This is a genomic window from Sphingomonas sp. GW821-FHT02B09 (genome assembly GCF_059421875.1).
Map to the genome: position 1 here is coordinate 220,433 of NZ_JBWKVV010000004.1, position 11,986 is coordinate 232,418.

12 protein-coding genes and 1 pseudogene are annotated in these 11,986 nt (G+C 68.7%); 6 read left to right on the top strand and 7 right to left on the bottom strand.

Annotation, left to right across the window (positions count from 1 at the left end):
* Positions 1–207: 207 nt before the first annotated feature.
* Positions 208–1,176 (bottom strand): cysteine synthase A, encoded by a 969-nt coding sequence (locus AC07U4_RS17625; RefSeq protein ID WP_038662194.1) that lies wholly within the window; start codon positions 1,174–1,176, stop codon positions 208–210.
* 157 nt (positions 1,177–1,333) lie between these two features.
* On the opposite strand from AC07U4_RS17625, the gene AC07U4_RS17630 reads away from it, so the two are divergent.
* The 4 genes from AC07U4_RS17630 to aat all read left to right on the top strand — a co-directional run bounded on the left by AC07U4_RS17630 (position 1,334) and on the right by aat (position 4,148).
* A complete protein-coding gene (locus tag AC07U4_RS17630; protein WP_038662197.1) occupies positions 1,334–1,720 on the top strand; it encodes a hypothetical protein in 387 nt (128 codons plus the stop codon).
* A 112-nt stretch (positions 1,721–1,832) separates the two neighbouring features.
* Positions 1,833–2,543: a ParA family protein gene (locus AC07U4_RS17635; protein WP_137899185.1), complete on the top strand. Its 711-nt coding sequence runs from the start codon at positions 1,833–1,835 to the stop codon at positions 2,541–2,543.
* A 35-nt stretch (positions 2,544–2,578) separates the two neighbouring features.
* On the top strand, positions 2,579–3,193 hold the full coding sequence (locus AC07U4_RS17640) for a glutathione S-transferase (RefSeq protein ID WP_495196308.1): 615 nt from the start codon (positions 2,579–2,581) through the stop codon (positions 3,191–3,193).
* A gap of 223 nt (positions 3,194–3,416) precedes the next feature.
* On the top strand, positions 3,417–4,148 hold the full coding sequence (gene aat, locus AC07U4_RS17645) for a leucyl/phenylalanyl-tRNA--protein transferase (RefSeq protein WP_495196376.1): 732 nt from the start codon (positions 3,417–3,419) through the stop codon (positions 4,146–4,148).
* Between the two features lie 35 nt (positions 4,149–4,183).
* Here aat and AC07U4_RS17650 read toward each other — a convergent pair.
* From AC07U4_RS17650 to AC07U4_RS17670, 5 genes and pseudogenes are all read right to left on the bottom strand, one after another.
* Positions 4,184–4,417 (bottom strand): annotated as a pseudogene (locus AC07U4_RS17650) (DUF2155 domain-containing protein); the annotation flags it as partial.
* A gap of 200 nt (positions 4,418–4,617) precedes the next feature.
* Positions 4,618–5,013 carry an NADH:ubiquinone oxidoreductase subunit NDUFA12 gene (locus tag AC07U4_RS17655; RefSeq protein WP_038662218.1) on the bottom strand — a complete coding sequence of 132 codons (396 nt, stop codon included), beginning with the start codon at positions 5,011–5,013 and terminating at the stop codon, positions 4,618–4,620.
* Positions 5,014–5,194: 181 nt separating this feature from the next.
* Positions 5,195–5,695 (bottom strand): DUF192 domain-containing protein, encoded by a 501-nt coding sequence (locus AC07U4_RS17660; protein WP_245640692.1) that lies wholly within the window; start codon positions 5,693–5,695, stop codon positions 5,195–5,197.
* A gap of 4 nt (positions 5,696–5,699) precedes the next feature.
* Positions 5,700–6,302, bottom strand: a complete 603-nt coding sequence (locus tag AC07U4_RS17665) for a cold-shock protein (RefSeq protein ID WP_137899188.1) — start codon at positions 6,300–6,302, stop codon at positions 5,700–5,702.
* A 64-nt stretch (positions 6,303–6,366) separates the two neighbouring features.
* Positions 6,367–6,897, bottom strand: coding sequence for a regulatory protein RecX (locus tag AC07U4_RS17670; protein WP_495196309.1), 531 nt, complete (start codon positions 6,895–6,897; stop codon positions 6,367–6,369).
* Positions 6,898–6,995: 98 nt separating this feature from the next.
* Between AC07U4_RS17670 and AC07U4_RS17675 the strand changes: the two genes are divergently transcribed.
* Positions 6,996–8,771 carry a fatty acyl-AMP ligase gene (locus tag AC07U4_RS17675; protein ID WP_495196310.1) on the top strand — a complete coding sequence of 592 codons (1,776 nt, stop codon included), beginning with the start codon at positions 6,996–6,998 and terminating at the stop codon, positions 8,769–8,771.
* A 304-nt stretch (positions 8,772–9,075) separates the two neighbouring features.
* Positions 9,076–11,433, top strand: a complete 2,358-nt coding sequence (locus AC07U4_RS17680) for a putative bifunctional diguanylate cyclase/phosphodiesterase (protein WP_495196311.1) — start codon at positions 9,076–9,078, stop codon at positions 11,431–11,433.
* 185 nt (positions 11,434–11,618) lie between these two features.
* Here AC07U4_RS17680 and AC07U4_RS17685 read toward each other — a convergent pair whose 3' ends face one another.
* Positions 11,619–11,963, bottom strand: a complete 345-nt coding sequence (locus tag AC07U4_RS17685; RefSeq protein ID WP_495196312.1) for a DUF3140 domain-containing protein — start codon at positions 11,961–11,963, stop codon at positions 11,619–11,621.
* Positions 11,964–11,986 lie beyond the last annotated feature (23 nt).

The window sequence follows — 11,986 nt, forward strand, 5'->3', positions numbered from 1 at the left end:
GGTTCGTCACCGGTTTGTCGAATAAGCGGTTGGCGGGGAGCCTCCAGGTGGTCTCAGCCTCATCCGCCAACCCTCCATCACCCCGGACTCGTTCCGGGGTCCACTCTGCGGCGAGGAGAGCCGCAAGAGGCTCAAGGCGCACGCCTGCGGACGAGTGGACCCCGGAACTAGTCCGGGGTGACGGGTGGATGGTGACGGCTTCCGCTCCTATGCCAGCCCCTTGGCGGCACGCCATTCGGGATCGTAGAGCGACGACAGATAGCGGAAGCCCGTATCGCACAGGATCGTCGCGATCCGCTTGCCCGGCCCGAGCCGCTCGGCGAGCCGCACCGCACCGGCGACGTTGATCCCCGACGACAAACCGAGGCACAGCCCCTCCTCGTCGAGCAGCCGCCGTACCCAGCGATAGCCCTCCTGATCGGAGATGCGGAACTGGGTGTCGATCGGCGCGCCGTCGAGATTGGCGGTGATCCGCCCCTGCCCGATGCCCTCGGCGACAGACGAGCCCTCGGCGCGCAATTCGCCATGCGCGTAATATTCGTAGAGCGCCGCGCCATGCGGATCGCTGAGCGCGATGCAGATGCTCTCGTCCTTGGCCTTCAATCCTAGCCCAACGCCGGCGATCGTCCCGCCGGTGCCCGCCGCGCAGGTGAAGCCATCGATCCGCCCCTCCATCTGCTGCCAGATCTCCTCGGCGGTGCCGACGATATGCGCGCGGCGGTTGGCGACATTGTCGAACTGGTTCGCCCACAAGGCATTGTCGCGCTCCTCCGCGATCCGGCGCGAGGTGTGCACGAAATGATAGGGGCTGGCATAAGGCGCCGCCGGCACCAGCACCAGCTCGGCACCCAGCGCACGCAGCGTGTCCATCTTCTCGCGGCTCTGCGTCTCGGGCATGACGATGATCGTCCGATAGCCCTTGGCATTGGCGACCAGCGCGAGGCCGATGCCGGTGTTGCCCGCCGTCCCCTCGACAATCGTGCCGCCGGGATGGAGCACGCCGCGCGCTTCCGCATCCTCGACGATGCCGAGCGCGGCGCGGTCCTTCACCGAGGCGCCGGGGTTGGCGAATTCGCACTTGCCGAAGATGTCGCATCCGGTCGCCTCGCTCGGCCCCTTCAGTCGGACGAGGGGGGTGTTGCCGATCAGGGCGAGGGTGTCGGGCGTGGTATGCATCGTCGCTAGATGGCGCGTGGCAGCGCCAGCGGCAAGCGAAGCTGAGCTTGGCGGCGGCCAAGCGGGGCGGCGTCCGTCGCATTTTCCCGAGCCAGCTCACATACGTCAGTCATCCTGCTTGACGCTCCTTGCTGCATGCGCGAAGCGTCGCGCCGCTATGAAGAGCCCCCTCCTCCTCTCCGCCACCGCCGCGCTGCTCGCGCTGGCGGCCTGCAACTCCAAGCCCAACTCGGCCGAGGTGCTCGACTCCAACCCCGATCCGATGGCCAACGCCCTCGCCAACCGCGGCCCGGTCGAGCTGCCGCCCGCGATCAAGGCGGAAAAGACCTTCCGCTGCAAGGACAACAGCTTGCTCTACGTCACCCTGTTCGAGGGCGACAAGCTGGCACTCGTCAAGACGTCGCAGACTGGTACCGCTACCCGCCTGACCGCCGAGAAGACGGGCGATCCGCTCGTCGCCGAGGGCGGCTGGAAGCTGACCGGCGATCCCAAGACGATCACCGTCACCCAGCCGGGCAAGCCGTCGCAAAGCTGCAAGTCGTAAGCTGCGGCACCGCACAACGTTTCCGGGCCGGTGGAGCGATCCGCCGGCCCTTTTGCGTGGGCGTCGGCGATCGACCGTTGCCGGAATAGGTCCATTCCGGTACGTCGCTGGCATGGCGACGATCGCGATCTACAGTTCGAAGGGCGGCGTGGGCAAGACCACGCTGTCGGTCAACCTCTCCTACAGCAGCGCCGCCTTGTCGAAGCGGCGCACCATCCTGTGGGATCTCGATCCGCAGGCGGCGAGCAGCTGGGTGCTCGGCCGGACGCCCGTCGGCGACCAGGCGCGTGCGCTGTTCACCAAGGATGCCAAGCCCGCGGCGCACACCCGCCCCACCGACATTCCGCTGCTCGACCTGATCGCCGCCGACGATTCGCTGCGCACGCTCGACCTCGTGCTGCACGATATCGGCAAGCGCCGGCGGCTCGACCGGCTGATCGAGCAGATCGGCGATTACGACCATGTCCTGCTCGATTGCCCGCCCGGCCTGACGGAGACCAGCGAACAGGTGATCCGCGCCGCCGACCTCATCGTCCTGCCGGTGATCCCCTCGCCCTTCGCGCAACGGGCGCATGACGAGGTGGTCCGTCACCTCGGCGGCAAGGTGCCGGTGTTGCCGGTCCATATGATGGTCGACCGCCGCCGGCGACTCCACGCCGACGCGCTCGCCGCCCACCCCGACTGGCCGGCGATCCCGATGGCGAGCGCGGTCGAGGCGATGGCCGAGCATCGCGCGCCGGTCGCGACCTATGCGCCGCGATCCGCCGCGGCGGCGGCGTTCGCCCGATTGTGGACGACGATCGAAAGCCGGCTGGCCAAATAGCGTCCCATATCATCCGCTCGTTCGAAGGACTGCCCATGCGCCTGATCGGCATGCTTGATTCACCCTATGTCCGCCGGGTGGCGATCTCGATGACGGCGATGGGCCTGACGTTCGATCACGAGCCTTTATCGGTGTTCCGCGACGTCGCGGCGTTCGGCGCGATCAACCCCACCGTCAAGGCGCCGACGCTGGTCACCGACGACGGCGTCGTGCTGATCGAATCGACGCTGATCCTCGACTGGCTCGAACGGATCGTGCCGGCGGAGCGCCGCCTGCTGCCGGACGATCCCGCCGCCTTTCTCGCGTCGCAGCGCGTGATCGGGCTGGCGCTCGCCGCCTGCGAGAAGACGGTGCAGATCGTCTACGAGACCAATTTGCGGCCGGCGGAGAAGCAGCACCAGCCCTGGCTCGACCGCGTGCAAGAGCAATTGCTGGCGGCGTACGATTTGCTCGAGGCGGCCTATGCCGGGGTCGACGACTGGCTCGTCGCGGGCCGATGGACGCAGGCGGACATCACCACGGCGGTCGCCTTGCGCTTCACCGGCAGCAAGCTGGGCGACGTCGTGCCCCCGGCGTGCCATCCGGCCCTCGCCGCCCTCTCCGCGCGCGCGGAGGCGACGGCGGAATTCGCGGCGCTGCCGCTGGATTAGGGCGTGATCGATATTCATCGATGCCGCGACCGCGACACCGTCTCTCCGTCACCCCGGACTTGATCCGGGGTCCCGCTACATGCCGGTCGGGAAGTAGCGGGACCCCGGGTCGAGCCCGGGGTGACGAGAAGAAAGAAGTTTAGACAGCTAAAGGCCGAGCTGCGATCTCGCTTGGACTCGCCCCCACTTGCACCGCCGCATCGGCTGCGCCACCTCAGCGGTGATGGAGACACTCGATCCGCACCTCGTGCTCGGCGCCTATGCGGTCGGCGTCTTCCCGATGGCGGACGATCGCGAGGCCGCCAGCGTCTATTGGGTCGAGCCGCGCAGCCGCGCGATCCTGCCGATCGACGGCTTCCGCGTGTCGCGCTCGCTGCGCAAGACGATCGCGCGCGACCGGTTCCGCGTCACCGCCGACACCGCCTTCGAACGGACGATCCAGCTCTGCGCGGAAAGCGCCGAGGATCGCCCGGAGACGTGGATCAACACCGGTATCGAACAGGCCTTCGTCGCGCTGCACCGCATGGGCTTCGCGCATGCGATCGAATGCTGGGAGGGCGACGAGCTGGTCGGCGGCCTCTACGGCCTCGCGCTCGGCCGCGCCTTCTTCGGCGAATCGATGGTCAGCCGCCGAACCGATGCGTCCAAGGTCGCGCTCGCCTGGCTGGTCGCGCGGCTCAAGGTCGGCGGCTTCACCTTGCTCGACTGCCAGTTCCAGACCTCGCACCTCGCCTCGCTGGGCGCGGTGGAGATCGACCGGAAGGATTATTGCGCGTTGCTCGCCGGTGCGCTGGAGGGGACGATCGGCTCGTCGGGGGTGGTATCGGCATCGTCCGCCGCCGGCGACTTCTTCGCGCTCGACCGGTTGCCCGCCGCCTCGCCACCGGACAGCGAGGTCGTGTCCGGGCCGGTCGCCGGCCACGACATCGTACAGCTCTTGGTCCAGACGTCGTAGACCGGGTGCTGGACGACGTTGAGCGACGGCCGTTCCTTGAACAGCCAGCCCGAAAACGCCCGCCGCCAATGCCGGTCGCTGCCGCGGACGTCGAGCTGCACGAACGCACCGGTGAGCTGATCCTGCTCCCAGGGTGCGGTATGCTCGCAGGCGCGCAGCCGGACGATCGCATCGCCGACGCGGACCGCCTGCCCGGGCCGCAGCGTCAGGTCGCGGCTGACGCCGTTGCGCTTGTTGAGCAGGCCGACCACGGCCACCCGCTGTGCCATCGGCGTGCCGCCGGTCGGCAAGGCGACGTCGGTGGTCGCGACGGTCTCGATGCCCTCGCTCTGGTTCGCCTCGCTCGGCGCGAAATCCTGTACGGCGACGGCGCGGCCGGCTTCGTCCGACCGGTGCCACGCGCGATAGCCGAATACCGCGGCCAGCCCCAGCACCACCAGCAGGACGCCGGCGGCGAGCCAGCGTCGCGTCACCCTTCGGGCGTCCAGGCTTCGTAGTCGCCGGTCGCGGCGGCGCGCTTGCCGCCCTTCTCGAGCGCGCCCGAGGGGCGATAGGCGAGCGGCGTACCGGTCATGTTGGGCACCGCCGGCTTCTGCCACGGCCTCGGCGCGGGCATCGCGCGAGCGGGCACGTCGTCGATCTGATGATGCAACCAGCTGAACCATTCGGGCGGCACGCGGCTGGCGTCGTTGGCGCCCTCGTAGATCACCCAGCGGCGCACGCGGCCGCTGCCGTCCTTGCCCCCCTGATAATAGACGTTGCCGAGCGAATCGGTGCCGACCTGCGCCATGCCGCGCAAGCCGTAGAGCATCGTGCCCCAGGATGCGCCGTTCCACCAGGTGAAGGGATTGAGGTTGATGCCCATGATGCGCCTGCGCTTACCCGCTGCGGCGGCGGCCTTCAACCGGGATCGTCGTCCGCTCGCCAGCCGGCTCGTTCCGGCGCAAGGCCGGGGCTGCCGGATGATGCCCGTTGATCGACGTAGTGGCTGCGTGTCGAGAGCCCGTTCGCCCATTTTCCGTCATGCCGAAGACCCTCACCGGCGCTCACTTCGCCCAGGTCACCCTGTCGCCTTCGGCGATGCCGAGGTCCGCGGCGCGGCCGCCGACCAGTTCGAGCACGGCGGCGACCGGCTCGCGCGAGGGCACCGGCGTCTCCGAAAAGGGCACGGTGTTCTCCGCGATGATCGCGATCGTGCCGTCGGCGCGGATGAACAGGATGTCGAGCGGGGTCGGCGTGTTCTTCATCCAGAAGTTCGCCTCGCGCGGGCCGCCGCCTTCGGCCGGATAGGGCGCGAAGAGCATGCCGCCGTCGGGCTTAAGATCCGTGCGGTACATCAGCCCGCGCGCCTGCTCGGCCGCCGTCGTCGCCCGCTCGACCTGGAAGACGTGCGCGCCGTTGGCGCTGGTGATCGTCACCGGCAGCAGCGCCTTCGCCGTCGCGTCGGTCGGCGGCGTGCGGGTGAACACCCCTTGCTGGATCGCCACGCCGCCCGCGCCTAGCCCCAGCACCGCGACGATCGCCAGCATCGCCTTCGATCCGATCACGCGTTCAGCCCTCCTCGACGGTGACCGCGAGCGGTCCCTTGCGGCCGGCGACGATGCGCGCACGCAGCCGCTGCTCGGGCTCGACCGCGGCGATGCCGGCGCGGCGCAGCGTCTCCATATGGACGAACACGTCGCTGCCGTCGCTGTCGCGGACCAGGAAGCCATAGCCCTTCAGCCGGTTGAACCATTTGACCGCAGCGCCTTCGAACGGCCCGGCCTCGTCGATCAGCGCGACCGGATCGACCCGGTCGGCGGCGCGCGGCGCCCGCGGCGCATCCTCGACGGCGTTCGACAGATCGATCGCGATCACCTCGCGTGCCTGATAGCCGCGGCCGCGTTGCACCGCGAGCGTCTCGACCCGTGCGCCCTCGGGCAGACTGCGGCGGCCGTACGGCTGCAAAACCGAAAAGTGGATCAGCACGTCGCCCAGCGACCGGTCGTCGGCGACCGCGAAGCCGAAGCCGCGCGTGACGTCGAACCATTTGATTACGCCGGCGATGGCGATCGGCCCCTCGCCCTCGTTCGTCGCGGCTTGCAGACCAGCACGCGCGCCGGGCATATCCCCGTCGTCACGCTCGTCGCCCTCCCGTTGCGGCTCGCTACGCATCACTGCACCCCTATGGACGCTACGCTAGCACGGTTCATCGCTGCTGCAATTGCGAAAGGGACGTTTACCCGATTTCTCCGAACTCGCTTTCGTCCCGCGCTGCGACAATCCGGCGCGACAAATCCATTGCATGTCCGGCCCGGAGCATCGCCGCGAGTTGCTTGTCGCGGACCGCACGATCGTCGTTCGGCGGCCCGAACGGCCCGATCCGCTTGCGCCGCGCGAAGGTGAGCGCCGCCGCCTCGGCCTGTTCGTGGATCGCCGGCGCCAGATCCTCCGTCTCCGCCTCGCCGACATGGGCGTGGCGCAGCGCCATCGTCACCCGCCGAGCGCCGAGCCCGCGCCGGGTCAGCGCCGCCGCCTTGCTCTCCGCGTACAGCCGGTCGTCGACATAGCCGAGATCGGCCATCCGCTGCGCCAGCGCCTGCGGGTCGGCGGCGTCGCCGTCCCAGCCGCGTTCGCGGATCTTGCGATGGAGATAGTCGGCCAATTTGCCGCGCGTCGTCGCGAAGCGTTCGACGTAGCGCAGCGCCATCCGCTCCAAAGCGGCGGCATCGATCGGGGGAAGAGTACGCCGTTCCTGCCTCATGGCCATGTTGTTGCCACAGTGGCGCTCGATTTAGAACGATGATCGCGCGTTATAGCGCACAGTGAAGATGGTTTCGCCCCGTGGCGAGTGAACAGGATTTTGTGATGACCGAGCAGTCCGCGCCCTCGCCGACGCCCCAGATGGCGGCCACGCCGACGCTGGACGACTTGCCCCGTCGCTATGCCGATTTCACCACGCTCGGCGAGGCGCTGGATTATGCCGCCACGGGCGTGCGCGGCCTCAACTTCCACGATGCCCGCGGTGCGCTCGCCCGTGCCTATCCGTTCGCCGAGCTGCGCCGCGACGCGATCGCGATGGCGCATCGCCTGATCGCCGCCGGCGTGCAGCCCGAGGACCGGATTGCCTTGGTCGCCGAGACCGGGCCGGAATTCGCCGCCCTGTTCTTCGGTGCGGTCTATGCCGGCGCCTGGCCGGTGCCGCTGCCGCTGCCGACCTCGTTCGGCGGACGCGAATCCTATATCGAACAGCTCCGCGTCCAGCTTGCGAGCTGCGAGCCGAAGATGCTGATCTTCCCGCCCGAGCTCGCGGCGATGGCGGCCGAGGCGGCACGGCTCGCGGGGACCGAGGGGATCGACTGGTCCGACTTCGCCGACCGTCCGGCGGTCGCGGCGCCGCTGCCGCAGGCGGACGGAGAGGCGATCGCCTATCTGCAATATTCCAGCGGCTCGACGCGCTTCCCGCACGGCGTCGCGATCACGCACCATGCGCTGCTCAACAATCTCGCCGCGCACAGCCACGGCATGGAGATCGCCGCCGACGGCACCGATCGCTGCGTCAGCTGGCTGCCCTGGTATCACGACATGGGGCTCGTCGGTTGCTTCCTGTCGCCGATCGCCAACCAGGTCTCGACCGATTACCTCAAGACCGAGGATTTCGCGCGCCGCCCGCTCGCCTGGCTCGATCTCATCAGCCGCCACGACGGCACGACGCTGAGTTATTCGCCGACCTTCGGCTATGACATCTGCGCGCGCCGCATGTCGTCGCAGACCAAGGCGTCGCAGCGGTTCGACCTGTCGCGCTGGCGCGTCGCCGGTAACGGCGCCGACATGATCCGCCCTGACGTGATGCAGGCGTTCGTCGACGCCTTCGCCGATGCCGGCTTCAAGGCGAGCGCCTTCCTGCCGAGCTACGGCCTCGCCGAGGCGACGCTGGCGGTGTCGCTGATGCCGCCGGGCGAGGGCATCCGCGTCGAGCTTGTCGAGGAGACGCAATTGTCGGGCGGCGGCGATTCGCTCGCCGCCAACGACGGTCCGCGCCCGCAACGCTTCCGCGCGATCGTCAATTGCGGCAAGCCGGTGCGCGACATGACCGTCGAAATCCGCGAGGAAGACGGCACCCCCCTGCCCGACGGCGCGATCGGCAAGCTCTGGTGCAAGGGACCGAGCGTGATGGTCGGCTATTTCCGCGATGCCGCGGCGACCGACGCCTGCATGAGCGACGGCTGGCTCGACACCGGCGACATGGCCTATATGTCGAACGGCTACATCTACATCGTCGGCCGCGCCAAGGACATGATCATCGTCAACGGCAAGAACCACTGGCCGCAGGACATCGAATGGGCGGTCGAGCAGCTGCCCGGCTTCAAGGCGGGCGACATCGCCGCCTTCGCGATCACCACGCCGGGCGGCGAAGAGACGCCGGCGGTGCTCGTCCAGTGCCGCAGCAGCGACGAGGCCGAGCGCCAGCGGCTGCGCGAGGAGATCCGCGAGCGCGTCCGCTCGGTGACCGGCATGAATTGCGTGATCGAGCTGATCCCGCCGCGCACGCTGCCGCGCACCAGCTCGGGCAAGCTGTCGCGCGCCAAGGCGCGCAACCTGTATCTGAGCGGCGACATCAAGCCTTACGCGATCGCGGCCTGACGGCGGGCGGACGGGGTTTCCAAAACGGGGCTACCGCCCTGTCCTCCCCCTCCGTCAGCGCTTCGCGCTGCCACCTCCCCCTGGCGGGGGAGGACTTCTCAGATCCTCCCCCGCCAGGGGGAGGTGGCACGGCGCAGCCGTGACGGAGGGGGAGAATACGGCCAAGCCTTTTCATGCATCCGCCGCGTCCCACAATCGAATGTCCGCAGACGATCCGCCCATTCGGTGAAGTAACTGGCATTTCGGATGAAATCTCAATCCGGTTCTAACACTCCGTCAACCTTGACCGGGTAACCCCCCGCGGGTGAACCAAGAAACCGCGCCTGCCTCGGATCCCAGCGCGATCCGCTTCTCTCAGCTGCTGGGGTTTCGCGACGGCGACGACGCCGCGCATTGGGCGCGTATCCGCTCGACGCAACTGGACGCCGGCCGCCAGCTCGCCTTGCTGCTGCTCTGCGCGAATCTGATCGGCGCGGCGACCACCGTGTCGCTGTTCGCGACGCAGGTGTCGGCATGGTGGCTGGGCGGCTGGGCGATGCTCGTCGCGGCGGTGTCGGTCACCGTCGCGATGCGCCGGCTCAGCACGCGGCATCGCGACGGCGGCTATGCCACCCAGGCCGACCTGCGCGCCACCGCGATCGAGGGCGTCGCGCTCGCCGTCGCCTGGTCGATCCCCTGCCTGATCTTCAACACCCATCCCGGGTCCAACAGCGCCTATGTGCTGTGGATGATCCTGTCGGTGCTGATGACCGCCGGTGCGGTCGCGATGGCACCGCTGGCGCTCGCCACGATCGCCTTCGTCGGCGGGCTCGGCCTGTCAGTGACGGTGAAGCTGGTGACGATCGGCAGCTATGCCGCGGCCTGCGCGACGTCGATCTTCACCGTGATGCTGATCGTCGTCTGCCTCAACCGCGCCCGCTCGCTGGTGGTGATCCGCGCCAGCCAGATCGCGCTGGCGGAACGCGACGAGACGGTCAGCCTGCTGCTACGCGAGTTCGAAGAGACCAGCGCCGACTGGCTGTGGGAAACCGACGCCGCCCGCCGCGTCGTCAAGGCTTCGCCCCGCTTCGCTTATGCCTGCCGGCTCGATCCGGTCACCATCGAAGGCATGCCCTTCCTCCAGGTGCTCGCCGGACCCACCTGGGACACTGGCGAATTCACCCCCGGCCTGCGCGCCCTCGCCGACAAACTGAAGACGCGCGACAGCTTCCGCGACCTGCGGCTGTCGCTCACCGTCGACGGCGAGGAGCGCTGGTGGGAACTCGCTGCCAGCCCGCGGTTCGACGAAAACGGGTCCTTCTGCGGCTTCCGCGGCGTCGGCTCGGACGTCACCGAACAGCGCGCTTCGGCCGACAAGATCAACCGGATGGCCCGCTTCGACACGCTCACCGGCCTGCCCAACCGCTTGATGGTCAACGAGACGCTGGCGCGGGCGATGGCGGAGGCGGACAAATGGGGCGGCCGCTGCGCATTCATGATGATCGATCTCGACCGGTTCAAGGCGGTCAACGACACGCTCGGCCATCCGATCGGCGATCGCCTGCTCAGTCGCGTCGCCGAACGGTTGGCGCAGTTGATGGGCGACAACGAGACCTGCGGCCGGCTCGGCGGCGACGAATTCGCGGTGGTGATGCGCGATGCGACCAACAGCAGCGCGGTCGAGGCGCTGGCGCAGCGGATCATTGAGACCCTGTCGCGCCCCTATGAGGTCGACGCCAATACGCTCTACATCGGCGCGTCGGTAGGTCTCGCGATCGGCCCGCGCGATGGCCGCACCGCGGAGATGCTGATCCGCTCCGCCGACCTCGCGCTCTACCGCGCCAAGGATGCCGGCCGCGGCGTCTACCACGCCTATGAGCCCGAGCTGCACGTCCAGGCGGAGGAGCGCCGCGTCCTCGAAATGGCGCTGCGCCAGGCGCTCGAACGCGGCGAGATGCACCTCCACTACCAGCCGGTGGTCGATGCCGCGACCGGCAGCCTCACCGGGTTCGAGGCGCTGCTGCGCTGGCACAGCCCGCAGTTCGGCGACGTCTCGCCCGCCAAGTTCATCCCGCTCGCCGAAGAGGCGCGGCTGATCCAGCCGATCGGCGAATGGGTGTTGCGCACCGCCTGCGCCGAGGCGGCGCGCTGGCCGTCGCACGTCCGCGTCGCGGTCAACGTCTCCGCCGACCAGTTGCAGAACCCCGGCTTCGTCACCGTCGTCACCTCGGCGCTGGCCGACAGCGGCCTGTCGGTCGAGCGGCTCGAACTCGAGGTGACCGAGAGCGTCTTCATGCACGAGGGGCTCGGCGCGACCAAGGTACTCGAACGCATCCTCGACCTCGGCGTGCGGCTCAGCCTCGACGATTTCGGTACCGGCTATTCGTCGCTCGGCTATCTCTCGCGCACCCGCTTCTCGTCGATCAAGATCGATCGGAGCTTCGTCCAGAGCGCCTCGCGCGGCGTCAAGGAAGCGATCGCGATCATCCGCGCCGTCGTCGCGCTGGCGCAGAGTCTCGGCATGGCGACCACCGCGGAAGGCGTCGAGACCGAGGCCGAACACCGGATGGTGCAGGATCTGGGCTGCACCAAGGTCCAGGGCTTCTATTTCGGCCGCCCCCTCCCCGTCGAGGAAGCCCGCGCCGTCGCCGGCCGCCGCTGGGACAGCGACGTCGCCGCTTAGGGAAATCCGCCCCCCCAACCGCCGTCCGGCCCCCCATCGCCGTTCGCCCTGAGCCTGTCGAAGGGCAGATGGGACTCACGGTGCTTCGACAAGCTCAGCACCAACGGGGTTGGTAATGGAGGAGCGAGGCGGCGCAGTCGCCGCCGCCTCAACTGCGTTGGCGATCGCAAAGCAAGTTAACCCGCCTACTTTAGCGGGTCATGCCCCCAGTTCATCAGCGAGTAGCGCCAGTCGCTCTGCGCCCTGTCCTTGTCCGGACCGCCCTGGGCGAGATGACGGTGCACGTAGCCGACCACCTTCTTCATATGCGCGTAATCGGCGTCGGTCCGGTCGGCCTTCGTCTTGCGCTTGATCGCGACGATGTGGCGGCCGGAGGCATGGCCGACGCTCTCGCCCTTGCCGTCGCCGTCCTCGCCCTTCCAGCCGACGCGCTTGCTGTCGTCGCTGTCGAGGAAGCGCTCCAGCTCGGCCGGCGCCATGTTGACCGCCTCGTCGAACGCCTGTTCGATCGCCGCGTGATCGTCCGCCATGTATCGCTCTCCTTTTGCCCCTC